The organism is Paenirhodobacter sp. CAU 1674 (assembly GCF_029222945.1).
Taxonomy (GTDB): domain Bacteria; phylum Pseudomonadota; class Alphaproteobacteria; order Rhodobacterales; family Rhodobacteraceae; genus Rhodobacter.
This window is the reverse complement of the sequence record NZ_JARHUH010000019.1, coordinates 1-24,301: the sequence shown is the minus strand read 5'-3', so window position 1 is coordinate 24,301 and position 24,301 is coordinate 1. Positions and strand designations below refer to the sequence as shown.

The window sequence follows — 24,301 nt, the reverse complement described above, 5'->3', positions numbered from 1 at the left end:
AAGCCATTGAAATATAAAGACTGCAAATATTATAAAAAATCATCTAAGTTATTGAATTATATGTATTTTTCATTGACTGTTAATCAATTGGTCGTAGGTTCGATCCCTACCGCCGGAGCCAAACTTTCTCAAGATATTGATCTCGTTTGGCAATTCACCATTTGAGGGGTGAGTAGCACGTGAGTGTCACACATGTGACACCTCGCGGAGTGTTTTTCGAGCCGGTCAGTGGCCTCCAACCGGGAGACCACCACCATGGGACTTCACAATAACATCCTGCGCCGTGGCGCGACCTATGCCTGGCGCAAGCGACTGCCCTCCTCGTTGGGCGGCGGAATGATTCAAATCAGCCTGCGCACCAATGACCCCTTGATCGCCCGCCGTCTCGCCGTCATCGTAAACGCCGAAAGCGTAAGGATTTTCGACCGCATGGCAGAAGTGGGCTTGAGCAAGGAAGAGGCGCGTAAATTGTTGCGCGCGGTGATCGAGCAAGAGCTGCACGCCATCGAATTGCGCCGCGCGGCCGCCTCTGACGCGCCCGAATCCAACGCTTGGCAACGTGAGCGAAGCGCCGATTGGGCGATGGGCAAGGCGCTTATGTTCATGTCGCAGCGCGGGGCCTCGGCCCGCGATCTGTCCGAGGACGACATCGCTGGACTTTTGGCCGAAGGGCACACGCCCTCCGAGGTGGGCGCGGTCGAGGCCTGTCTCGATATGGAGAGCCAAGCCTATGCCCATCCACCCGGGCAATACGGCAATAGTCGCGCTCTGAAGGCGATGCGGCGGGCGCTCGGGCGCGAGGATGTCTCGGCGATGGAGTTCATGCAGGGCCGCCAGATCTGGTATCAGGGCCGGGCGGCGGCGCTGTTGACCAGCCTGAAAGGGGATCGCTCTTTCGACGAGGCGATGGATCTTGCCTCTGTGCTGGCGCGGGGGCAAGGCGATCTCGCTTCCGATCCAGCTCCACCCGTGGCGGTCGCGCCCTCAAAGGAGCCGGAAACGGATTACGATCCGGCGATTTCCGCGCTGACTCTGCGCCTGATGGAGCAAAAGCGTCGGCAGGGGCTTTCCGGACAGATGATCACCCAGATGACGCGGGTGTTCGAGCTCTTCGCCGAGGCGACCGGCATCACGGATATCCGCGATCTGCGGCAGGCCCATGTCTCGAAATTCGTCGACGTGCTGCATGCCTTGCCGGTGAGCTATCGCAAATCGCCGAAAGATCGCGACAAACCGCTGCGCCAGATCCTGAGTGAGGCCAAGGGGAAGGCAACGGGCCTGTCCGCAACCACGATCGGGCGCAATCTCGACTATCTCGGCCAGCTTCTGACCAAGGCGCGCTCGGAAGGCTTTGCCAATGTGATGCAGATCGATCTTGGCTCGTTGCGTCCGCGCAAAACCACGCGCGACCGCGACGACCGCCCGGCCTTCACGGCGGCGGATGTGCAGCGCCTGTTCGCGCATCCGGTCTGGCAGGGCAATCAGCCAAAACAGAAATGGCAGGAAGAGGGGCCGAAAGTCACCCGTGACGGGCTTTACTGGTTGCCCCTGGTCGCGGCGCTGAGTGGGGCACGACGCGAAGAGATCGCCGGGCTGAAGGCTGCGGAAATCCTCGAGATCGATGGCGTCCCGGCGATGCAGATCGCACCCAACGCCAATCGCGGGCTGAAGACGCCCTCATCGCATCGGACTCTGCCTCTGCATCCGCAGCTGATCGATCTGGGGCTGGTCGATCTGGCCCGCGTGAGGCTGGAAGAGGCTGGCCCCGGTGCCGATCTTTTCCCCGATCTGAACCCGGGAAAAGAGGGCGTGAAATTCGGCGACAAGATCGATTATCGCTTTCGGCTCTTGGTGCAGAACCGGCTCGACGGCAATCCGGATGGCAAGGTGTTCCACAGCTTTCGCCATTATGTCGCCACCCAGCTTGGCCGGACCGATGGGGTGACCGAGGCGCTGCGAAAGGACATCCTTGGTCATAAGGGCGCGGATATCACCAGCGAGCGCTATTCCGAGGTGTCGCTTTTGAGCGAGATGGCCACGGCGATCGCCCGTCTTCCCCGGTTGCCGGTTGAACGGAAGCCGGAATGGTGAGGCTCTGGAGGGCAGCTCCGGGGTCGTGGGTGTCCCCTAGCGGCCCTAAGCTGCCGGTCGGCACTCCCGGCGCATGCCGCCGAAGCGGTCACGTGAGCGAAACGCAGCGGTCGAGCTGAGCAGCACAGAGAAATCAGTTATAAGCAGCGCAGCGAACGATGTGTTTTCGCCCCCCCCCGGACGACAGCGCTGGCTTATTCCCCTTTTTTGCCAGCGCCGAGGAACTGCGCAACGCTCAATGCCAAGGGAAGAAACAGTGCAAGCGCCAAGATCAGCGAATTGTGCAGCGAGCGGTCGATCCAGCTCGGCGCAAGGGTTGTGGTGGCTATTCCGCCGTAATTTACGAGCCGCAGGACTGGCTTTCCCGCTTCTGACGCAATGCTGACATGGAAACCCGGCATATCCGACGCCTCGGCTGTGAGATGGCCGAATTCATTGGCCGGTGGTGCGTCGGCCGTCTTGTCAACGAAGACTTCTACGCTCTCGCCTCGGCGCAGTTCTCCCCCCCGCAGGACTTCGGTATTGCGCGACCAGAAGGATCGCTCTCGGATTTCGTAATTCCCAGAAAGGAGCAGGTCCTGCTCTCCTGAAACCGCCGGTTGTCCAATCCGCGCGTGACCATAAAAACCAAGCGCACCGAGTTTGGACAATGCGCCATCGCTCAGAACGATGCGGGTGCTCTTCGGCCACTCCCCCTCCGACAACAGCGTCAGCACAAGTTTTCCGACCTCAGGCGAAGAAACCTGAACAACAGCCCCCTCTGGCCAGCTTATTCGTAAATTTTCACTCACGCGCTCTTCGAAACGGCGCGGATCGCAGATACCCTCTCCGCGCCTTTGCGACAGATCAATTGTTTTCGGTATGCAAAGCGTTGCAGTCCCAAGACCCCAATCGTTGGTCGTCCCCTTGAAGCTCACGAGGACCCCCGTCGTCTGGGCGTCGACAATCACGGTTTGTACTGAGCCGACACCGACCGCCAGCAGAACGAATACGATCAGGGCAAAAAGACCGGCCGAAACCGAAATTGCGCTTGCCGTCCCGAGCGCGCGGACAAAACGCAGCCGTGAAGCGAGTGGGAAAGCAAGCCTCAAGGAACGGCACCGAACTGCAGGTTCAATCGTTCTTCTGGCCCCATCTCGCCATTCTTAAATGAAATCACGACCACCTCGATCGCCGATCTTACTGCAAGCTCGCGGGGCAGATCGCAGCGCGTGTCAAACGCCGTGCGCAGATCGGATGCGATCGCTTCGCAGGCGACATCCTCCAGATCCGGTTCCTCCGGGAAAGTCAGAAAGGTTTCCTCCGAGCGCGCGGTATTGAGCAGGATGCTAAGTGTGTCACCGCCGCCACGCCCCCACGAGATCGGGGCCACCAGGGGCTGCGGCTTTCGACAGTCGCCAAGCGAAACCAGACCTGCGATCTGTGAACCCGGATAGGCCAGCGCCTCGGCCTCATGCGTGCTGGGATAACTGAGCACGACGCGCCCGCCGCCCCAATCGGGCGCAACCCGATAAGTATTGCGCGATTCATAAAGCCCGTCAGCCGATACCACTTTCAGGCACAGCGACTGCCCCCGCCAAGCAACGGGAATGGCTGCGGCAACCTCGATCGAGTTTCCCTCGAGACGCCCTGTCGGCGCGGACAGAAAGCCCACCAGCCGCGCGCCAGAGATCTCGGTTCCCTTGCGCACCACCTCGTTAAACGGATTTTCGATCAACGTCACTTTACTTGCCGGATCGGCTGCGGCGATAGTCGGAAGCATCAACAGGGCAAGACAAGTTTTTTGAAACATGACCACGAAACGCCTTTTCCTCATACTTGCAATCATCCTAGCCCAGACATTCGGGCTTTGCCTAGCCGCAATGGCCGAGAGCGTCACGATCGACAACGGCACCGAAAAGGGTCAGGGTTTCGTCTTCCGCGAGGGTGGGGTGTGCTATGTGATCATGCCGCGCCATGTGGCGGGCGATCAGCGCAAGGTCACGCTGTATTCTGCAGCGCCAGTGGTGCATTCCGGCGCGACAGTCGAGACACCGTTCTGGCCGGGCATGGATCTGGCAATCGGGGTGGCGCGCGGCGCGATCGAGAAGCGCTGCACCACGCAACTTTCGGCGCTGAACACCGAGATCCAGCCAGAGACTGGCGCACGGCTGCAACTCATGCGCCTGCGCCCCTCGGGCGAGGCCGAACGGCTCGACATGATCGTGACGCAAAGCAACTACCTGACCCTCGATGCGCGACTGATCGACGGCAAGAGCGAGCTTTTCAAGGGCACGAGCGGCGCATTCCTTTTTGATGCCGAGCGCCCCGTGGGCATGGTGACCGAGGCGCTTTCGGGCACCGAGGCCCGCTTCATCCGGATCGAAGAGATCTATCAGAACGTCGCCCGGCGCGTGGCCCGGCGCGCGGGCTATGCCGAGGCGCAGGCTCCTGCGCCCGCTTTGGCCGAGCCGAACGCGCTGCCCTTTGAGGTGATCGGCGCGACCCTGCCGCCTGCCTCGCCCCAGTTCGCGGAAGAGAACCTGACGGGCCCGGGCAGCTATGTCTTCACGCTGACTAGGCCCAATCGCATCGCCTTTCGCGCGGCCGAGGGCAAGGTGGTCACGCTCTCCGGGTTGCGTATCACGGCCAACTCCGATGCGGCAGCCGGCCTGCCGCGTGACATTCAGATCGACGTTTCTACCTCCCCCGATGGCGCGCGCATACGCAACGTCTTCACCGGTCAAGTCCCCCCCGACGGTAATCTTGATATTTCGATTTCCGGCACGAGGGTGCTCTGGGTATTCGTAACTGTGCGATCAGGCTGGGATAAGGCTGAGATAGGGATCGACGACGTCAGCTTTCGCTAACAGTCTCAATGCAGCTGGATGCGAACAGGTGCCATCTGGCCATTGCTGAGCATCACCTCACCGATCAAAGCTCCATCATCGTTCAGGCGAACCTCGCTCCAATTATACCCCAAGCGAACCCGGATCACCTCGGGCCTTACCTGGATTAGGCACGTATTGTCTGCATACTTGACTAACTCGCCCGTGTAACAGTCCAGCTGTTCATCCTTACCAGTAACGCGGACAGGGGCAGTCGCGATACCCTCTGCATTCGTTACCACCTTGAACATGTAGTCCACAGCTTTCGGAAACCCGTTCTTTGGGTCGGTCATGGTCAGGAACACGTCTAACCGCGGCTTGCTGTCAAGCAACCCCTTCAACGCCGCACCGCGCACCGCCAGATCGGGGCTGTAAAGCCCGTAGTCTAACGCGATCGAGATCAGGTCGGGGTCCCCTGATCCCAGCATAACTTTCATCGCCGCCTGCGCCCGTTTTGGATCTGGGTCGTTCAAGAGCGTGGTATATTCGTTGCCCTTGTTCACCTCGGCATCGATCTGCTTTTGCAGATCGGCCACCGAGAGGGATTGGGCCGCTCCCAATGAAGGCGTGACGGCGAGCAGCAGGTGGAGAAGCAATCTACGCATCAGTTTTTCCTTAGTTCGAAACCGGGATTGTCACAGGTGCGGGAGGCTCGAAGCCGACCTCACCGACCAGTTGTCCCTGATCGTCGAGCGTCGTAGAAAACCACGCGGACCAAGGACGGACCGAGACCTCTGTCTCAGAGAGGCGCACTAGGCAGTCATTTGTTCCCGACGTGACATAACAAGATTGCTCGGGATCGAACTCCCCAACTTTCAGAGAAAGGAAGCCGATCTTGGCCGCGTCGACCGTGCCGCTCCGGAAGCTACGCCTGAAATCGCTCGGGTCCTTCACTCTCGAGCCGTCGACCTTCAAGCGCAAGACCGGCTGCCCATCTAAGAACCCTTTCAGAGCGGTGTAGCGCACTTGTTGATTGGGGCTGTAAAGCCCGTATTCCAGCGCCATCCGTTGCAACTTGGCATCGCCCGACTCCAGCATCACCTCCATCGCTGCCATCGAGCGCGCGGGGTCAGGGTCGTTCAGCAGATTCTGATAACCGTTCGTCACCTTGGTCTTTTCCTCGACCTTGGCGAGAATGTCGGCCGGCGAAAGCGATTGCGCAAGCGCCGGGGCACCAAAGGCAGCGCAAGAAGCTGCGGTTGCGAGAACGAGGATTTTCATGACAACATCCTTTAATGAACCGGTGCCAATGATTGGCGAACACGATGGCGTGATCAAGACAAATTCCAAGCCTCATGATCTGGGCGGGTTACAGCGCAATGTGCCCAGAAAAGAGGGGCGTTGCCTCGCGAGACGTTCGGGCATCTGGCCGCCCCGGTCTTGGGAAATTGTCTGGGGCGCCTAACGACCACAAAGGCCTGAGCAATTAGATCCGAACTGCTCGGTATCGGGGGGCTGCAAAGGCAGAAAACTGTGCAGTTCGTCGCTCTCTGGGCGAGTCTCGAACGGCTGCAATCGCCCGAGCCGCAGACGAGGTGCCGCAACTTCACAGTCCGCTTCCCGCCCGAATAACCTGACTCGTCGGTTGCGGCCCTGAGCGGCCGCTCGACCCTCTTGGCGCAGGACGCCCAAGCGGTCATTCCCCATCCTTTGCGGCGGAGGCGCAGGTGATGCCGCCGCCGGATCGAGTCGCCGCTTCGGGGGCGAAAAGACAATGTCTGGCCTACGAATGCCATCGACACGCGCGGGACGCGGAAATTGCGATTGGTAAGGCGCGCTTTGACCATCGCTACATCCACCCACGATGCAGTCACATGATCAGCGCCGATTACGAACGCCTGGGCGGACTCTAACGCGATAACTCACACTTAGCTCTTTGGGGGGTGACCTGCCACGGGACTTTCATCCAGCCGCGACCGGAGCCCGGTTAGTGTTTACGCCGATTGGCGCAGGTTGAGCAATCGCCCGACGCGCGGAGCTTTCATCTCGCGCAGCGGGGCGGGCGATTGCGGTGGTCAGGGCCCGTGCGTAGTCAGCCGGGGTCTGGTAGCCCAAGGCCGAATGCGGACGCTCGGTGTTGTAGTCGGCAGCCCAAGCGGCGATCACGATCCGCGCGTGGGCCAGATTGCGGAACATGGTCTCGTTGAGCAGTTCGTCTCGCATCCGGCCGTTGAAACTCTCTACGAAACCGTTCTGCATCGGCTTGCCTGGCGCGATGTAGTGCCATTCGATCCGGTGCTCGGAACACCACCGCAGGATGGCGTTGGAGGTCAGTTCTGTGCCGTTGTCGCTGACAATCATTCCGGGTTTGCCACGGCGTTCGATCAGGGCCGTCAGTTCACGTGCCACGCGGCGCCCCGATATCGAGGTGTCCGGTATTGCCGCGAGACATTCACGGGTGACGTCGTCGACCACGTTGAGAACCCGGAAGCGCTGGCCATTGGCGAATTGGTCATGGACGAAATCCAATGACCAACGGGCATTGGGCCGCGCCTCGACCAGGATCGGTGCCCGTGTCCCGACGGCCTTGCGGCGTGCTTTGCGTTTGCGCACCGTCAGCCCTTCCTCGCGGTAGAGCCTATAGATCCGGTTGATCCCGGAAGGCTCGCCCTCGCGCCGCAGAAGCACGAAGAGCCGCCGATAACCGAACCGTCGACGCTCGTTCGCCAGTTCTCGCAGCCGTCCGCGCAGCACCGTGTCCGGCGCACGCTGCGTTCGATAGCGGACCATCTTGCGATCCGCAGCGACAATCCGACACGCCCGCCGTTCCGATAGCCCGAAAAAGGCTTGCAGATGCGCGACCGCCTCGCGCTTAACGGCAGGCGTCACCACTTTTTTGAGACCAGTTCCTTCATCGCGGCCAGATCGAGCATTTGCTCGGCCAGCAACTTCTTTAGCCTGGCGTTCTCATCCTCAAGTGTCTTCAGCCGCTTCGCCTCCGACACAGTCATCCCGCCGAATTTGGCTTTCCAGTTATAGAAGGTGCCTTCCGACATGCCGTGCTTGCGGCACAGGTCAGCGCACTTCGCGCCTGCCTCGTGCTCGGCCAGAATGCCGATGATCTGTTCGTCCGTGAATCTCGTTCGCTTCATTGTCCGTCCTCAAGTTGGGCCGGACTCTAATCGACGATGGAGGAAAAATCCCGTGGCAGGTCAGGGGCGCTATATCTGCTTCAAATATTCGGCGTCTCGTTCAACCCTGCCGATATTGAACCGCGTGCCTAACGTATTCGATCAATACCCAATCACCGTATGGGACGCCCAATATTTTGGGGCATGGAACCTGGCTGCGGTCGGGGTATCGAGCAGGACGCGCACGCTATCCCGAAGGCTCTCAGCAGCACTTTGTTCCGGGTTCTGCTTCATTTGTGTCGCCAGGTGTCTGGCCAGTTCCATCGCGGCGTGGGTGTCGATTTCCCAGTGGGTCACGATTAGCGAGCGCGCGCCTGCATAGGTAAAAGCACGCACGAGGTCCGACAGGCCGCGCGTACTATCCTGGACAGCGGCGGTGTCGCAGGCCGAAAGCAGCACCAGATCTGCGTCGAGCCTCAGAGTATAAATCTCGCTTGCGCCCAGTAGCCCGTCCTGTGTCCGATCCCCAAGAGGTGGCTCGCTCAGCATCAGCCCCGGCTCCGTGATCCGGCCTTTGCCCTCGATGAACCCATGGGTCGCGAAAGTGATGATGCGATACCGCGCCAGATCCCCCGATTGCGACATCTGCCGGACCCGTGCCTCTGTCGCAGTTGGGCCAAGGATCAGATCCTGCTCGATATCGGCCCCCAGCAACACGCCCATGTAGCGCAGCTCTGCATTGGTTTCGCGCAGCTCGGGCGGGGCAAAGCCAAAATGCGCCAGCCCACCCGAGAGCGAGACGCGGGTGTCGCCGATACCCAGAAACGGGCGGCTGGCGTGGCTTTTGGCGCCCTGCGCGCGCGGGATGATCGTGCTGAGCGCGGGCAGGATCGAGAGCGCCGTCTCGGCCCCCAGATAACTCCGCTTGCCCTTCTGCATCAGTGGCAGCGCCCCCATAGGCAGCCGCACCAGCGGACCATCAACGACGATTGAAAGCGCCTCGGGCAGCCCCTCGGTCGAGAGCCCAGCCAGCATCGCCTGCGACAGCGCGATCCCTTCGGGCGTGGCCACATCCCCCTCGGCTTGAATAGTGGCGCGGAAGCGGTCGATCTGGCTCGCCAGCACTTCACGCGGCAGAGGAATGGCGCGCAGGTCGCTGCTGCGGGGGCGGATCGTGTTGACTAGCAGATGATCGGGCAGGCTGGTGGTGACGATCAGAACATGACCGCCGGCCAGCCCCCGGATCTTGTCGAGCCACAGGATCGAGAGTTGTGCGCTGGCGCCAAAGGCCGGGTCGCGTCGGGCCAGTTCGCGACGCAGATCGATGACGCGATTGCGCAGGGCAAGGATGCGGGTGTTGTCATTGGTCTGCATCGCGCCGCGCCAGTCCTTCAGCGCATCCTGATAGCTGCGCGCAAGGTCCGGCGCGCTCGAGGCAAGCCGCGCCCCCAAGCGCCCGGCAGAACTGGCCGAGGTGGCGGCGGCATAAATCTGCTGCGCCTCGATCACCGATTGCGGCGGCTCGATCGCCAACTTGTCTGGGCTGGTGGCCAGCGCCGCAAGGTAGAGCTCTGCGAAGTCATGCAGGCGACGCGACCAAGCGCCCAGATCCTCGATCGAGCCCACATCGCCGCGCCGCACCCGCTTGGTGAACGCCGCAAGCACCGGCCGCGAAAACCCCAACGCGGTCTGGGCATCGCCCTGTTTCAGCGCCAACCGCCCCCGAGCAAGCGCAAAGCGCGACATCTCGGCATTGTCGAGGATCGAGTTCTTGCTCTCGGCCGCCGCGTCGATCTGCGAAGGCACATCGTATCCACCCCCTTCGAGAAACATCAGCGCGATTTCATTTAACCCAAGGGCCGCATATCCGCTGGCAAGGTTAAAGGACATGGCCTTTATCGCCGCCCACTCGGCGTTGTCCATTCCCGCACCCGAGTAAAGATATTCGTAACGATAGAAGGCCGCATCGCGCCGTCGTGCCCGAGACCAGTGATCGGTGCGGCCAGCGATCTCGATGACAGGATACTCCAAGGCATCGATCCCGTCTGGTCGCTCAAGATTATCGAGCCGATCCGGCGTGATGCTGTCCACCGACAGTCCGGCACTGAGGCGTAGCAACTGAAAGCCGATGGCTTGAGTGTTTGGATCGGTCTGTTGAGCATAATGCGCAATCAGATCAGAACGCCCGGCCTCAGCGATGCCTACCGGACAGTCCATGCCTGCGAAGTGCTGAATTTGCAGACCCTTCGCGCGCGCCTCGATCGTTTGTTGCGCCCACCAGCGCTGCATGCCCATCTGCAGAGCCGTCATGTCGCCGTCCTTGGTCCAGAGATAACATCCCGTTCGCGAAAGTGTGTCCTTTGCCCATTCACGTCCCTGACATTGCGCGATCCGAGTGCCGAGATTCAGTTCTCGTGCGGCGACGACAAACTCGGGGTCCGCATATGCCGTTTGGCGATCTATCGTAGGGGCGTAGACCGAGACATCTTCGTCGCCGGTGTCGCCACAAATCTTGTCTGCGAAACTGGCAATCTGTTGCGCATAGGCGCGGCCGATTGAAACTCCTTCTTCCGTCGCAAGGTTCAGTCTGGAGCGCCATTGAAGGACTTGAGGATCCTTTGGGCCTTTTAGGGGGATGAGCTGGAATTCGAGGATGCGCTGTTCGGCCTCTGAATATCGCCCCAAGTCCAGAAGCAATTCGATTTCTCGCGCGTCGAAGGCTTGCGCTGATCCTTCTGCTCCTTCTACACGCGCGCGATCCGCGAGTGCCGAGGCAAGTGGAAGGGCTTCCTCGAGCTTTCCATCATTAATGATCGAGCGCAGCATAATTTCGTAAAACTCAAAAAGATTGCCGTCATCGCGCCAATCATTGTCTGTGTCGAAAAAGACCCTGTCCGTTACTTCGGGACCATATCCAAGCAGCATGAGGCTCGTGGTCAAATACAAGGCATTACTATGATCTGCCCTCGAGGCGATCGATCGTCCCCTGAGTGCATCTAATTTCGAGAGGAGATACGGCCCCACGATCTCCGTCATACCAAGCGACACCAAACGATCGGAGTTCCTCTCAATCAACCTTTTTTGCCTATCGGCAAGACTGGGGAGATCGGTCGTCAAGATTATGCGGTATAAATCGCGCGCGATGTCCTCTTCGCTAAAGCTCCAAAACACATCGGCAGTCTGAGCGACCGTGTCAAACGCGGTGAACGGATCGCTTGTCTTCAGGGCCTCTTCCGATCGCCAATTTAGAAGCTCTGCTCGCGTGCCGGGATCAGCGCATTTCGCGATGTCAAAGACGTAGCCCAGCCGATGCGGAGAGTTCGGATACAAGGCGTCGTATCGGTTGGTGATATCCAGCGCGAGCTGGACCCAGCGATCCTCGATCGAGACGCCCTTTCGGCACCCCAGGTTGTGCAGGGTCTTTCCCAGGTCTCGAAACAGGCGCTCAGAGATCCCCACATTCGTTTGCGGTGGCAGGCTCGCCGCAGGCGCATGCTCATGGATGAACTGTAAATTGGGCAGAACGATCTTCAGCATGTCTTCGCGACTTGGGGGGATGTCGAGATTGGCCAGCGCCAAATCAATGTTGAGGATAGCCCTTTGGATTGCAGCGGCGTCACCGGAGGAATTCCGTGCCAAATCTGCGCTGAGCCATGAGTGCAGGCGTTTGCGGCCGTAAGTAGCCCAGTCGCGCCTCACGTCATACGAGAGCGCGTCGCTGGTAAAGGTCGATGGTCGCCCAATCTGCGCTGTGAGCATGTGAAGTGGGCTGGCATAGAGCAGACTCTGTGGTTCGAAATAGGCGCCCTCTCGGAAGGATGCCTCGTCTCGATCTCTAAAATCGGGATTTGTGCCGAAGTAGAAGGCTCGGGTATCGACTGGTGCATTCAACCAACTTGCGCGCTCGATCAATTGTCCGGCCTCCGTCGCGCTGAGCGTCGTGGCATCGCTCAGTCCGAAATCGAAGCGGTAATGGCGCACGGCGGCGCCCGTGGCCTGTCCCCATTGGCCGTCGATCACGCTGAGCGAATAGCCCAGCGTCACCAGTGCCTGCTGGATCCGGGCATTGTCCTGCGGGCCGAAGACATCGGCCAGCGCCAGTCTCGGCAAGAGCACCAGCAGCGCCACGAGCCGCCGCATTGGTCAGTTCTCGACTGCCGTGACGAAGGCCTCGGCGCCCGCGCCATAGGTGGGAAAGCCGGCCTTGTGAACCAACTCCAGATATAGGGCCAGCTCGTGCGTCAGCGACCGCGCCTCGACGAGGAAATAGGCGCGCATCACCTCGGCATCGCACAGCCCCGAAGAAACGCAGATCTCGGCCCGGGTGAAGAAGGCAAATATCTGGTCGAGGTCACGGCGCAGCGCGCGCGCTTCGGACGTGACCGGAACCGCCAAAGCGCCATAAATTGCGATTTCGGCGTTTTTCCACGCCAGATCTCGCGCATCTTCGGCCATCGCATCGATCTGTTTCTTCGCCCGGTTTCCTGCGTCGGACAGATATTCGTTGACGAGCCCCAGCCGATCCGCCTGTCCTCCCTCTGCCCATTCGGTGACCAGCGCCATCGAGCGCTCGCGCGTCTTGTCGACACCCGCCTCATGAAATTGCCAATATGCGAGGCCCAGAACCGCAAGTGTCGACAGTTTTGCCAGAATGTCGAAGCCCTGAGTAAACCAGAGCGGCAGGGACCATTTGGCGGGCTTCGCTTCGGCCAGGCTAACGCCTACGCTCGCGTCGGATCCGCACAGATCCGAGCCGATGCCCTGCAACTGCAAAGTGTCGGTCGTGTTGCTCGGTTCGGCGCTCATGGGCACATCTCTGCCGGACGGAAGGCGCCTGCGGGATCGAAGCGTGCCTCATCCGAGCGGATCGTCGCGTCCAGACAGCGGATCGCCGCCTCATCAAGGATGAAGGTCTTGCTGGGTTCGGTCGAGGTGGCAAGCGTGGCGCCCTTGATCTCAGACAAAGAAAACACCAGCCGCGACGCGTCCAGCGTTGATTTTTTCACAGACCCCCGAGTGCCACCGTCGACTCCGTCACAAAGGCCAAGATTGACCAGCGCAAAAGGCAGGTTTTGACTGTGCATCTCGTTGAGGGTCGTGTCGAATTGCGTCAGGAAACAATCAGCCAGTTCGCGCGTCATGACGATTTCCGGATCGCAAACGAGGCATTCCTGCGCGAGCACCGCAGCAACGGGCAGGCCAATAAGAACCCCAGAGAAAATAGTAAGGCCGATACCACGCATCGATCATTCCTCGAATATGTTGGGAAGGTTCACAGAAAGGTAAGATTCGGACAATGGTTAAATGGCAGGGGGCGATGCTGACGCCCCAAAGATGAATGCGGACCTCGAGCCTTTTGATTGCTGCGGGCCGCTGGGGATCGTTTATGGCTTCAGCGTGCCGGAATCCGGCGAAACGGTCATGGCCTAGCGCTCAGCCAAGGCTGTATCGTGCTTTGCGTGGGCGATAGGTAAGCGCAAACGGGCCGGCGCAGTGTAGCATGGCGGAACTCTGGAAAGTCGACCAGCAACGCCATGCTTTTGCATTGCCCCTCGTGCTCAACAGGCTGTGAGTAGCCGCTATCATCGACAGCAGTGGAAGCGTCGTCGCAACGTTACAGGCGCCTTCAGGTATTTCCTACCTCATTCGTTGAGCGGCAAACGCTGCCTAACGAAAGGCCAAATTCAGGGTGCTAAAAAGACATATTAGACGGACATGACCTCTCGACTGAGACGCCCCGTTACCGAAACTCTGAGCCTGGCGAACAGCTGCTATCGCCGATTTCTGCGCCCGCGATGCCTTAAACTCACCGTCTGCTCCCCGCCCTTCAGGTCGATCCTGCACAGCAACATGCTGCGCGGTCAACGAATGGCCGCTTCGACCTTGTGCCGCGGGTGGGCCAAACCCATTTCCTGACCCGGAGGTTCAAGAACGTGCGCACTGCGATGGCGCTGAGCGTGCTTGCCTACAACATCAGACGGGTGATTTTCCCGATCGGCATCCGGCGCCTGATGCAGGTCATCTCGGCCGGATCGGGCCTTCTCCATCCCGTTTTATGCGTGCTGGTTCGCTCTGTAAGGCCCTTCCGATCCGGCCCTGGCCGCCATCGCCATCCGTGACGCGTTGGTGCTGAGCTCGGGAATCTGCGACCTGCCGCCCTCCGCCAGCCTGTTTTCACATACCCTCGGCCGCATGTTTCCGCAAACCACATGCAGTTCGACGCGAACCAAGCCATTTTAACTTTGGTGAAGATGGCTAAAGCATCAAACAGCGGGGCGTCCCGTTCTTGATTCTTACGCGCCCAGCATGCCTCGCGCGCGCAGATAGTCTGCTAACGCGCGTCGGACGATTTCTTGGCGCGTCGGAAGTTCATCACTTTGCTTCCGCAATTCATCGATCGCAACAATCATCTCGGTCGGAAGGCGAAGCATGATGTTCTCGCCGTCAACTTTCGGCCGCCCCATCTTTGCCATCTCCATTTCCTCGCTTGACTTTTCGTATTTAATTGTATAATCTAGTCGAGCAAAGCAAGGGATCCGACCCCCTTGCCTGCTCTGTTCACCCCCTGATCTGTTAAGGAGATCCGACGATGACTGTTTCCCCCTCTATCACTCTTGCTGGCGGCATCAAAGCGCCGCGGCGTCGGTTTTCGTCGGGCACGGCTGCGCCCGGTGCTTTTTCCCCTGCGCATGCGGCGTTCATTGCGCTGATTGAGGCGCTTGCGGATGCCGTCGAGGCCGAGGGGCTGCGCGTCAGCGGGGCGGCCTGGGACATGGCCTATGGTGCCCCCGAGGTCCGCGCGCAGATCGCTCTGAATGATGTGGTCGGGGCGGCGCGTCAGGCGGGCGATGCGCCGGTTGTGATCGCCTCCGACCGCCGCCTGGTCTTTGCCGCGCGCTTTATCGCGGCGGCGCTCGACGTCGTTGCGGGCGCGGATCGTGAGAACATCCTCCACTTCATGTCTGCCAACCAGCCGCTTTGGTGCAATGCTGCACCGGGCCTTGTCGCCCGCCGCGTGGATGCCCTGATCGAACAGGCGTTCCGCCGCCTCGATCAGCTGAGCGCCCTGCAGCGTGACGCGGGCCTGCCCCTGCCCGCATCGGATCTGGACGCGCTGTTCGACGCGCCGCTCTGCTGAGCCCTCACCTTTCTTTCGTTTGAGCCCCGCCTGCGCCTGCGCCGCCTCGGCAGGCGGGCGCATTTCCCATGTCCTTTCCATCCCGGAGAGCTCCGCCATGACCAAGAGCCCGCGCTTCACGTCCCGCATCGTCGAGACCGACAACCTTCCCCGCCACCCCGGGCAGATCCAGCCCGCCTGGCACCTCGGCGCCGATCGCAATGGCTATGACATCGTCGCCCGCGTGATCGACAAGAACCACCTGCTGATCCGCTGCCGCACCTGTGGCGGCGCGCATGTCAGCCGCTATTTCGTGGTCGCAAAGGCAAAGCCGATGTGCCCGCATTGCCTCGACACCGCCTGGCGCCAGGAGGCGGACGCGGCGGGAGTTCAGTTCCTGCGCCGCGATGAGACGGACCGCAAATACGGCTTCTACCTCGCCCCCTGCGGGCATGAGCAGCGCTTGCAGCGCGGGCGCGTGCAAACCATGGGCGCCGAGGGGGAAAGCTACCGCTGCGACATCTGCCAGGCGTCGCTTGAAGAGGCCGAAGCCGCGCGGCGCGGTTGGAGCGTGGCCGGGCCGGACCCCGAGGGCAATCCGAGCTATCGGCTCTATCGCCATGCCCAGGGGTGCGGCTGCGAGGTGCGCATCGCCCGCGCCAATATGCAATCGGGGCGCTTCACCTGCCCCGGCTGCGGTGAAGGGTGGGCCACCGCGCCGAGTTTTCTGTATGTCATGCGCTTTCGCCTGAACGACGATCGCCGCGTGGTGAAGCTCGGCTTCTCGCGCGACCCCGACTCGCGTCTGCACCATCAGTTGCTTTCCGGCTCGCCCGCAACGGGCGAGATCTTGCGCCATCTGCCCATGCCCACGGGGCGCGCGGCGCAATCTGCCGAGAAGCGGCTGCACAGCCGGATCGCGCAGCAGGCACCGACGGCGCGCGTGCCGGCAGAGGTCTATGCCGCGCAGATCCATGTCGCCTCCGAGATCTATACGGCAGAGACCGAGCCGCTGATCCTGCGCCTTCTCGACGCGCTCGCGGCCGATCTCGCGGCCTGACGCGCGCCGGCTTTCAGGCGAACCGACCGGATCCGGGGACCTTCCGGGTCCGGATCCCCCCGCCCGTTTCGCGCGGCCGGGGCCGGATGTCCGGCGGCGGACCACCGCCCTTTTTCCGGCATCGCCCCCCTTTCAGCAAAGGACCTTTCGATGAGCCAGAACGCCCCTGCCCGTCCCGCAACCGTCGGTGGATCCGGCCCCGACCACCCCCAAAGCCCGGCATGGTCTGCGCTTGCGGATCGGGCCATCGAACGCCTGCGCGCGCATCACCAACGCCTCGCAGCGCGGCGCGAGGCGCCCGCTTGCGACGACACCTTCGCGCCGGGCGCCGGGGCTGGCCGTGCCGCGCGCCGCGCCACAGGCCCGCGGCCGGACGCAACGCCCACGGCCCCGCAGGCGGTCCTGGCGCAGCTGTCCCGCAGCCCCGCGCGGCGCCACCTGCCCCCCGAGGCCTGGGACGCGATTGTCGCGCAAGGGGGCGATCCCTTCGCCACCGCCGAAGACGGGCGATGCCGCCCGCAGATCGAGCTGCCCCTTGGCGAACTGCTGCTTGCGCTGCGCCTCGCCGCGACCTTCACCAGCCCGACGGACCTCGCGCGCCGCCTCGCCCCTGGCGCGCTCACGGTCTTGACCGGCCTCGATTGGCCCGACCGCGCGCTGCTGGAGCCTGTTTTGGAGCACGCCATCCTGCCCGACGCCTGGGGCGCAACCTCCCGCGCCGCCAAAATCGACGACAGCGGCCCGTGTTTGCGGGTTTTCACCGACACCGCGCGCGATGACGTGCTGCGCGAAGCCCTTGGCGCGCGCACGCCGCTGCTTTTTGCCTTGGCCAGTGACACCAAGCTCCCGGCCGCGTTTTCGGGGGCGTTGGACCAGCATCTGACGCTTGCACCGATCACGCCGGAACTGCTGCTCACGCTGCTCGCGGCCACGCATTCCGCGACCGGCCGCATCGACGCAGCCGCGGTCCGTGCGGCCCTGCCGAGCGCGGCGGCCCTGGCGCGCCTGACGCCCGAGCACTGTCTGATCGCCGCGCGCGCCCCCAACGCCCGGGCCGTCGCCGAACGCCTTGCTGGTTTCGCCGGGGCCGTCGCACAGACGCCCGCACCCGCGCCGGTCCGCGATCTCGAAACGCTCGCCCAACGCTCGCCGGCCCACATGACCGCCTGGCGGATCGTGCGCGATCTCGTCGCCTGGCGCGAGGGAACGGTTTCCTGGACCGATCTCACGCGCTCGCTCTTGCTGCACGGCGCGCCGGGGACGGGCAAGACGATGCTGGCACGGATGATGGGCGAGAGTGCGGGCGTCCGCGTCATCTCCTCGAGCTTTGCGGCGTGGCAAAGTGCCGGGCACCTGGGCCATATGCTCGCTGCGATGCGGCGCACATTCCAGGATGCCCGCACCGCCGCGCCCTGCATCCTGTTCATCGACGAGATCGACGCGGCCGGGTCACGCGATGACACCGCAAGCCAGAACCGGAGCTATCAGACGCAAGTCATCAACGGCTTCCTGGAAGAAGTCGACAGGATCGCGCGCGAACCGGGCGTGATCCTGGTGGGCGCCTGCAACGATCCGAACCGGCTCGACCCGGCCATTCTCCGCCCCGGGCGCTTCGACGTGAAGATCGAGGTGCCGCGGCCGGACCGGGCGTTTCTGGAAGGCATGCTGGTCGATGCCCTGCGCGGCACGCTCACACCCGCAGAGCTTGCCGGCCTCGCGCGCGACGCCGTCGGCCAGACGCCCGCTGATGTCGATGCCGCGATCCGGGCCGCGCGCGCCGATGCGCGCCACCGCGGCGTGCCCCTCGACGCAGACCTTCTGCGCCACCATCTCGGCGCGAGCACGATCCCCCCCGCCAGCCTGCGCCGCATCGCCCTTCACGAAGCGGGTCACGCCATCGCCGCCCATCACATCGACCCCGGTTCCATCCGGCGCATCCAGGTCTCTGGCCGCGCGGGCGAGGTCGATCGCACGCCGCCTCGGGCCGACATGCTGCTGAGGGATCTGGAGGCAGAGATCATGGTGCTGCTCGCTGGCCGCGCGGCGGAAGACGTCATTCTGGGCGCTGCATCGAACGGCGCGGGCGGCTCTGCCGGCTCTGATCTTGCAAGGGCCTCGGCCCTGGCTGCGGCCATCGAGCACCGCTATGGCCTGGGTCATGACGGTCTGCTCTGGACCGAAGCGCCGCTCCCCGGGCTGTCCGCCCCGCCGGACCTGCGCGCGCGCCTGCGCAAGCGCCTCGACACGGCGGCACGGCAAGCCCGCACCCTGATCCGGCAGCATCAAGGTGCCGTCGAAGCGCTCGCCGCCCGCCTCGAAGACGAGCGCGAGCTTGCAGGCGAAGACCTGCACGCCTTCCTTCGCAGCACGGCGACCGACGCCACCAGCGCCCCGACCGAAGCCCAACCTCGCCCCCGCCCCCCCCAAATTCCGGAGAACTCCCTTCTGGAATAACTTTGACCAAACCCCCGCCGCGCGCCGCGCTGCTGCCCGCGGCCAGACCACCGCCCGATCCCTTCCTCCGCATCACCACTTTCAGCTCTTCAAAAGGAAATCCGGCCCCACGGGGCTGGACCAGTTCGTCTCATGAGAGGGTGTTTGATGAATACGCCCCAATCTTGCCCGGATGGGCGCCCTCGCGCGTAGCGCCTTCGGCCATCCGTTCGGAAAGCTGGTTGCTTCTGCGCTCAGCTTCCCCCGTCAAAGACGCGCGAAGTAACGGGGGGATGAACTGAAAGGAATTTTTAAGGGCAAAGGAATGCGCGTGATCTTTGAAAAGAAAGACACTGCCGATAAGATAACCATGTGCGACATTTGTGGCACAAAACTGTAGCACAGACGCCCGAACCCCGGAGAACTTTCTGTTTTAAATCAATACCTTGCAAGATCAGAAAATCTCCGTGCCAACCCTACCGCCGGAGCCAAACTTTCTCAAGATATTGATCTCGTTTGGCAATTCACCCTTTGAGGGGTGAGTAGCACGTGAGTGTCACACATGTGACACCTCGCAGAGTGTTTTTCGAGCCGGTCAGTGGCCTCCAACCGGGAGACCACCACCATGGGACTTCACAACAACATCCTGCGCCGTGGCGCGACCTATGCTTGGCGCAAGCGACTGCCCTCCTCGTTGGGCGGCGGAATGATTCAAATCAGCCTGCGCACCAATGACCCCTTGATCGCCCGCCGTCTCGCCGTCATCGTAAACGCCGAAAGCGTAAGGATTTTCGACCGCATGGCAGAAGTGGGCTTGAGCAAGGAAGAGGCGCGTAAATTGTTGCGCGCGGTGATCGAGCAAGAGCTGCACGCCATCGAATTGCGCCGCGCGGCCGCCTCTGACGCGCCCGAATCCGACGCTTGGCAACGTGAGCGAAGCGCCGATTGGGCGATGGGCAAGGCGCTGATGTTCATGTCGCAGCGCGGGGCCTCGGCCCGCGATCTGTCCGAGGACGACATCGCTGGACTTTTGGCCGAAGGGCACACGCCCTCCGAGGTGGGCGCGGTAGAGGCCTGTCTCGATATGGAAAGCCAAGCCTATGCCCATCCACCCGGGCAATACGGCAATAGTCGCGCGCTGAAGGCGATGCGGCGGGCGCTCGGGCGCGAGGATGTCTCGACGATGGAGTTCATGCAGGGCCGCCAGATCTGGTATCAGGGCCGGGCGGCGGCGCTGTTGACCAGCCTGAAAGGGGATCGCTCTTTCGACGAGGCGATGGATCTCGCCTCTGCACTGGCGCGGGGGCAAGGCGATCCCGCTTCCGATCCAGCGCCACCCGTGGCGCTCGCGCCCTCAAAGGAGCCGGAAACGGATTACGATCCGGCGATTTCCGCGCTGACTCTGCGCCTGATGGAGCAAAAGCGTCGGCAGGGGCTTTCCGGACAGATGATTACCCAGATGACGCGGGTGTTCGAGCTCTTCGCCGAGGCGACCGGCATCACGGATATCCGCGATCTGCGGCAGGCCCATGTCTCGAAATTCGTCGACGTGCTGCATGCCTTGCCGGTGAGCTATCGCAAATCGCCGAAAGATCGCGACAAACCGCTGCGTCAGATCCTGAGTGCGGCCAAGGGGAAGGCAACGGGCCTGTCCGCAACCACGATCGGGCGCAATCTCGACTATCTCGGCCAGCTTCTGACCAAGGCGCGCTCGGAAGGCTTTGCCAATGTGATGCAGATCGATCTGGGCTCGTTGCGTCCGCGCAAAACCACCCGCGACCGCGACGACCGCCCGGCCTTCACGGCGGCGGATGTGCAGCACCTGTTCGCGCATCCGGTCTGGCAGGGCAATAAGCCGAAACAGAAATGGCAGGAAGAGGGGCCGAATGTCACCCGTGACGGGCTTTACTGGTTGCCCCTGGTCGCGGCGCTGAGTGGGGCACGGCGCGAAGAGATCGCCGGGCTGAAGGCTGCGGAAATCCTCGAGATCGATGGCGTCCCGGCGATGCAGATCGCACCCAACGCCAATCGCGGGCTGAAGACGCCCTCATCGCATCGGACTCTGCCGCTGCATCCGCAGCTGATCGATCTGGGGCTGGTCGATCTGGCCCGCGTGAGGCTGGCAGAGGCTGGCCCCGATGCCGATCTTTTCCCCGATCTGAACCCGGGAAAAGAGGGCGTGAAATTCGGCGACAAGATCGATTATCGCTTTCGGCTCTTGGTGCAGAACCGGCTCGACGGCAATCCGGATGGCAAGGTGTTCCACAGCTTTCGCCATTATGTCGCCACCCAGCTTGGCCGGACCGATGGGGTGACCGAGGCGCTGCGAAAGGACATCCTTGGCCATAAGGGCGCGGATATCACCAGCGAGCGCTATTCCGAGGTGTCGATTTTGAGCGAGATGGCCACGGCGATCGCCCGTCTTCCCCGGTTGCCGGTTGAACGGAAGCCGGAATGGTGAGGCTCTGGAGGGCGGCTCCGGGGTCGTGGGTGTCCCCTGGCGGCCCATTGCCTCCTGTCGCATCATGGAGAGCCTCGCTCCGAACCAGCCGGTCAGGCACGGCGCAGCGACGGGACCGATCAGCCCCTAGCTGACAGGCGTGCAGCGCCAAGCCTGACGCAAAACCTTGCCACAATACGTAAGTTGTCCGGCGACTGGAAGCCTGCTCCCGGCCTCGCTTGCGTCGGCGACGGACGGCGACACCATAAACGGAAGCGATGCGTGACAACCAACCTGAAACTAGGATACATGCATTCAAAAGGTGTCGCACCATGCCGTCTAGTTCGATCATGCTCTAGCGAGGTAGGCGGGGAGATCAGATCATGTCATATCCGCGAGGATGCCCTCAGGTCCACTAGGTATTGATTTTTGACAGATGCGCGTGATCCCTTAATAATCAATCGCATCGAGCACGAGATCGGTTTCCCAAGGCCTTTGCTGCTACAAAATGTTGAGGTGCTGAACAGATGTCCGAGAAGAAAGCGACCCTTTGGTCAGAAAGCCGTCGTCCACGTTCGGGCCAAGAGAAGGCTCAAAGCACCGCTACGACAGCTGCCGTAGACGATAGTGACAAACTTTCTTGGCGTTCTGTTTTCCAACAGGACTACGATCGCCTCCTCTTCTCGACTCCAGTTCGTAGATTGTCCGACAAAACACAGGTCTGGCCAATGGACGACAATGATGGCGTCCGGACACGTCTGACTCACTCCCATGAAGTGGCTAACCTTGCCCGCTCTTTGGGTTCGCGGATCGCGACCCAAGAAGCGACACTGTTCGATGCGGACCTAAATCATGTTATTCAGCCGATCTTGTGGGCTATCGGACTGGCCCACGATCTCGGGAACCCACCATTCGGCCATCAAGGTGAAGCTGCTATGGGGCGTTGGTTCGAGGACCGCGACAGTTGGATATTTTCTCAAGCCAGTGAAGATTCTGAGGTTTGCTTTCTTGAACGGATATCGGTGGAGCAGCAACTCGAGTTTACCAAATTTGACGGAAATCCGCAGACGCTAAGGCTCGTCACCAGACTACAGACCCATGCCTATGGATTAGGACTAGACCTGTCCGCTGCGACACTGGCTGCCATGCTGAAGTACCCTGTCTCCGCCAAGAATAGGAACAAGAAAAAGCCCGCGCACAAGAAGGTTGGCTACTTTGAAACTGAACGAGATATTGTAGAATGGATCCGAAATGAGACGGGATTGAAGGAGGGGCAGCGCCATCCTCTGACCTGGATAATGGAAGCCTGCGACGACGTTGCCTACAGCATCTTGGATGTGGATGACGTGATGAAAAAAGGCATCGCTTCGCCGGAAGATATCCTTTCACAGATGGGAGCCGAAGAAGCCCTTAAAAATCACGCTTGCGTTGAAAAAATCAAAAATGCTTTCGGTCGGGTGGATGCCGCAAAGCATAGCGTGTTTGTGGCGCGTGATATAAAGATTGGCTATATGAGAGCTTATTTGATGGAGGCGCTGCTAGACGAAGCAGCGAACAACTTCATTGATAATGCGAAGGATATATTTTCTTTCAAAGATGGGATCCTGCCTATCCTTGAAGAGAGCGACTTGTGCAACTTTCTCAAAGAGGTAGCAAAAGACCATGCGTTCTCGAACCCCGGGGTTCTGAAATCAGAAGCAATTGGCGCCCAAGCAATCACTGAAATCATGTCGTTCTTCTGGGCCTCGATCGTAAATCGTGAAGAAGTTGGCGATATTAAATCGCGTCGCACAACGGCTGCTTCGAAGTTTGCCTGGTCATTGGTGAGCCCAAACTATATCGAAGAGGCCGCACGCTGCATTAAAGAGGGGACTCCACCCCAGCGCATTCGCTATGCGGAAATGCGCTTGCTCACAGATATGGTCTCCGGGATGACCGATTCATTTTCCATGAAGCTTTGGAGCGATATTCAGGCTCTGCCAAAATGCTGATAGCTAGAGACGAAAAGCTTCTTAAACGTCGCGTGGACGACTATCTTTGGCGGGATAAGTCGAAAACGGTGCTGGCGCTTCGTCATATCCTAATAAAAGAATTCGGAGATTTCGATAGAGTCTCGATTTTCGGCGGCATGATTCGAGACATTGCGCGAGATGGAAAGCGGGGATTTCGATCGGATGTCGATCTGGTCATTGATGCGCCAGCAGATCAAGTGAAAAATCTCGCCAAAAGGTTGTCAGCAAAGCCAAATATGTTTGGCGGATTTGGGCACCGTTCGACTCGATGGGAAATTGATTTTTGGGCGCTTGAGACTACTTGGGCGCACAGAAATGGTTATATAAAAGCCTCCTCTGTTGATGATCTTTTACAGGGAACGTTTTTCGACTGGGACGCTGCACATTATGACATAAAAAGCCGGAAGCTTTATTCTCAACATGGATATTTGGAGAGAATCCGCAGTAGAACGCTTGGCGTTAATCTTATTAAAACGCCAAGTGCTGTAGGTAATGCGGTGCGAACCGTCCGGCGCGTCTTGCTCTGGGATTTGAAAGCCTCATCAGGTCTCTTGGATTTTGTTGATCAAGTGGTTGCAGACGAGGGATTGGAGGCGCTCGTGCATTACGAAAAAAGGAAACATCAGAGATCGGTATGCGAGGGCTTCGCGGAGCGAAGCAGATTGCTAGAAGCCCTTTCCGCTGGGAATAGAAAAGTACACTCGTTACGGTCTTCCCCAAGACAAATGGAGCTGCCTGGGCTAATCCCACATGCGCGAGATTAAGCTTACCGCTCTGAATACAGGTCGTAGAGCCATTTCTACATCCCGTGGAATCCGTAAGACGACTTTGTGGTAGATTGGCACGGCCGACCCATCTGGTTCTTGGACCTGCTACCTTCGGGTAGGCTCTCTGCGTATCGCTTCGCTTCCGGGCGCGACGCGAATGGCGGCTATCGCTGGTTTCTGCGGATGCACTGCCGCAACATCACAGGTCGCTGTCCGCCCCTAACGTTGATCTTGGCCTCGTAGACGTGTCCGGCCCGGACCGGCCTTTCGCCAACATGGTCATCGCTGCGGTGCCGCTTCCCCCAAACGGCCTTTCGTGATGACCTGCCCCCCTTGGGTCCCTCGTTCATAACGAGAGTCTGCAGGTTTGAGATTGGTAGTCGGATCGGTTGTTGTGGGCAAGCGCGCCGGGCGCGGAGCCCTCAAATTGCTCAAGCGTCCGG

General features: G+C 60.9%; 17 protein-coding genes. 8 read left to right on the top strand and 9 right to left on the bottom strand.

The window, feature by feature from the left end:
• Positions 1 to 255 precede the first annotated feature (255 nt).
• Positions 256 to 2,091 carry a site-specific integrase gene (locus tag P2G62_RS17350; protein ID WP_275736141.1) on the top strand — a complete coding sequence of 612 codons (1,836 nt, stop codon included), beginning with the start codon at positions 256 to 258 and terminating at the stop codon, positions 2,089 to 2,091.
• A gap of 194 nt (positions 2,092 to 2,285) precedes the next feature.
• Here P2G62_RS17350 and P2G62_RS17345 read toward each other — a convergent pair whose 3' ends face one another.
• Together P2G62_RS17345 and P2G62_RS17340 are read right to left on the bottom strand one after the other, a co-directional pair.
• Positions 2,286 to 3,182, bottom strand: a complete 897-nt coding sequence (locus P2G62_RS17345) for a hypothetical protein (protein WP_275736140.1) — start codon at positions 3,180 to 3,182, stop codon at positions 2,286 to 2,288.
• Complete coding sequence (locus tag P2G62_RS17340) at positions 3,179 to 3,889, bottom strand: hypothetical protein (protein WP_275736139.1); 711 nt, start codon at positions 3,887 to 3,889, stop codon at positions 3,179 to 3,181. Before P2G62_RS17340 ends, P2G62_RS17345 begins: the two co-directional genes overlap by 4 nt.
• Here P2G62_RS17340 and P2G62_RS17335 point away from each other — a divergent pair.
• Positions 3,882 to 4,940: a hypothetical protein gene (locus P2G62_RS17335; RefSeq protein WP_275736138.1), complete on the top strand. Its 1,059-nt coding sequence runs from the start codon at positions 3,882 to 3,884 to the stop codon at positions 4,938 to 4,940. The two genes, P2G62_RS17340 and P2G62_RS17335, sit on opposite strands and share 8 nt — an antisense overlap.
• Before the next feature lie 5 nt (positions 4,941 to 4,945).
• Here P2G62_RS17335 and P2G62_RS17330 read toward each other — a convergent pair whose 3' ends face one another.
• The 7 genes from P2G62_RS17330 to P2G62_RS17300 form a co-directional block, all read right to left on the bottom strand.
• The gene (locus tag P2G62_RS17330) at positions 4,946 to 5,563 is read right to left on the bottom strand and encodes a hypothetical protein (RefSeq protein ID WP_275736137.1); all 618 of its coding nucleotides are present in this window, start codon (positions 5,561 to 5,563) and stop codon (positions 4,946 to 4,948) included.
• Positions 5,564 to 5,573: 10 nt separating this feature from the next.
• Positions 5,574 to 6,179 carry a hypothetical protein gene (locus P2G62_RS17325; RefSeq protein WP_275736136.1) on the bottom strand — a complete coding sequence of 202 codons (606 nt, stop codon included), beginning with the start codon at positions 6,177 to 6,179 and terminating at the stop codon, positions 5,574 to 5,576.
• Between the two features lie 681 nt (positions 6,180 to 6,860).
• A protein-coding gene (locus tag P2G62_RS17320) for an IS3 family transposase (RefSeq protein WP_275736135.1) occupies positions 6,861 to 8,050 on the bottom strand; the annotation gives its coding sequence in 2 pieces (ribosomal slippage) (positions 6,861 to 7,798 and positions 7,798 to 8,050; 1,191 coding nt in all).
• Positions 8,051 to 8,191: 141 nt separating this feature from the next.
• The gene (locus tag P2G62_RS17315; protein ID WP_275736134.1) at positions 8,192 to 12,169 is read right to left on the bottom strand and encodes a CHAT domain-containing protein; all 3,978 of its coding nucleotides are present in this window, start codon (positions 12,167 to 12,169) and stop codon (positions 8,192 to 8,194) included.
• 3 nt (positions 12,170 to 12,172) lie between these two features.
• Positions 12,173 to 12,835 (bottom strand): hypothetical protein, encoded by a 663-nt coding sequence (locus P2G62_RS17310; protein ID WP_275736133.1) that lies wholly within the window; start codon positions 12,833 to 12,835, stop codon positions 12,173 to 12,175.
• A complete protein-coding gene (locus tag P2G62_RS17305; RefSeq protein WP_275736131.1) occupies positions 12,832 to 13,272 on the bottom strand; it encodes a hypothetical protein in 441 nt (146 codons plus the stop codon). Before P2G62_RS17305 ends, P2G62_RS17310 begins: the two co-directional genes overlap by 4 nt.
• Before the next feature lie 1,050 nt (positions 13,273 to 14,322).
• The gene (locus tag P2G62_RS17300) at positions 14,323 to 14,502 is read right to left on the bottom strand and encodes a ribbon-helix-helix protein, CopG family (RefSeq protein WP_275736129.1); all 180 of its coding nucleotides are present in this window, start codon (positions 14,500 to 14,502) and stop codon (positions 14,323 to 14,325) included.
• Between the two features lie 116 nt (positions 14,503 to 14,618).
• Here P2G62_RS17300 and P2G62_RS17295 point away from each other — a divergent pair, with 116 nt between their 5' ends.
• The 6 genes from P2G62_RS17295 to P2G62_RS17270 all read left to right on the top strand — a co-directional run bounded on the left by P2G62_RS17295 (position 14,619) and on the right by P2G62_RS17270 (position 23,855).
• On the top strand, positions 14,619 to 15,167 hold the full coding sequence (locus P2G62_RS17295) for a hypothetical protein (protein ID WP_275736128.1): 549 nt from the start codon (positions 14,619 to 14,621) through the stop codon (positions 15,165 to 15,167).
• A gap of 97 nt (positions 15,168 to 15,264) precedes the next feature.
• The gene (locus P2G62_RS17290) at positions 15,265 to 16,206 is read left to right on the top strand and encodes a GIY-YIG nuclease family protein (protein WP_275736127.1); all 942 of its coding nucleotides are present in this window, start codon (positions 15,265 to 15,267) and stop codon (positions 16,204 to 16,206) included.
• A 150-nt stretch (positions 16,207 to 16,356) separates the two neighbouring features.
• Positions 16,357 to 18,660, top strand: coding sequence for an AAA family ATPase (locus tag P2G62_RS17285; RefSeq protein ID WP_275736126.1), 2,304 nt, complete (start codon positions 16,357 to 16,359; stop codon positions 18,658 to 18,660).
• 604 nt (positions 18,661 to 19,264) lie between these two features.
• Positions 19,265 to 21,100, top strand: a complete 1,836-nt coding sequence (locus P2G62_RS17280) for a site-specific integrase (RefSeq protein ID WP_275736125.1) — start codon at positions 19,265 to 19,267, stop codon at positions 21,098 to 21,100.
• 506 nt (positions 21,101 to 21,606) lie between these two features.
• Positions 21,607 to 23,070, top strand: coding sequence for a dGTP triphosphohydrolase (gene dgt, locus P2G62_RS17275; RefSeq protein ID WP_275736124.1), 1,464 nt, complete (start codon positions 21,607 to 21,609; stop codon positions 23,068 to 23,070).
• 32 nt (positions 23,071 to 23,102) lie between these two features.
• Entirely contained in the window at positions 23,103 to 23,855 is a 753-nt protein-coding gene (locus tag P2G62_RS17270; RefSeq protein ID WP_275736123.1) for a hypothetical protein, read from the top strand.
• Positions 23,856 to 24,301: the final 446 nt, after the last annotated feature.

Bases quoted from the DNA above. Each gene is read 5' to 3' on its own strand.
- P2G62_RS17350 (WP_275736141.1), top strand. From the start codon at position 256: ATGGGACTTCACAATAACATCCTGCGCCGTGGCGCGACCTATGCCTGG.
- P2G62_RS17335 (WP_275736138.1), top strand. From the start codon at position 3,882: ATGACCACGAAACGCCTTTTCCTCATACTTGCAATCATCCTAGCCCAG.
- P2G62_RS17330 (WP_275736137.1), bottom strand. From the start codon at position 5,563: ATGCGTAGATTGCTTCTCCACCTGCTGCTCGCCGTCACGCCTTCATTG.
- P2G62_RS17325 (WP_275736136.1), bottom strand. From the start codon at position 6,179: ATGAAAATCCTCGTTCTCGCAACCGCAGCTTCTTGCGCTGCCTTTGGT.
- P2G62_RS17315 (WP_275736134.1), bottom strand. From the start codon at position 12,169: ATGCGGCGGCTCGTGGCGCTGCTGGTGCTCTTGCCGAGACTGGCGCTG.
- P2G62_RS17310 (WP_275736133.1), bottom strand. From the start codon at position 12,835: ATGAGCGCCGAACCGAGCAACACGACCGACACTTTGCAGTTGCAGGGC.
- P2G62_RS17305 (WP_275736131.1), bottom strand. From the start codon at position 13,272: ATGCGTGGTATCGGCCTTACTATTTTCTCTGGGGTTCTTATTGGCCTG.
- P2G62_RS17300 (WP_275736129.1), bottom strand. From the start codon at position 14,502: ATGGCAAAGATGGGGCGGCCGAAAGTTGACGGCGAGAACATCATGCTT.
- P2G62_RS17295 (WP_275736128.1), top strand. From the start codon at position 14,619: ATGACTGTTTCCCCCTCTATCACTCTTGCTGGCGGCATCAAAGCGCCG.
- P2G62_RS17290 (WP_275736127.1), top strand. From the start codon at position 15,265: ATGACCAAGAGCCCGCGCTTCACGTCCCGCATCGTCGAGACCGACAAC.
- P2G62_RS17285 (WP_275736126.1), top strand. From the start codon at position 16,357: ATGAGCCAGAACGCCCCTGCCCGTCCCGCAACCGTCGGTGGATCCGGC.
- P2G62_RS17280 (WP_275736125.1), top strand. From the start codon at position 19,265: ATGGGACTTCACAACAACATCCTGCGCCGTGGCGCGACCTATGCTTGG.
- dgt (WP_275736124.1), top strand. From the start codon at position 21,607: ATGTCCGAGAAGAAAGCGACCCTTTGGTCAGAAAGCCGTCGTCCACGT.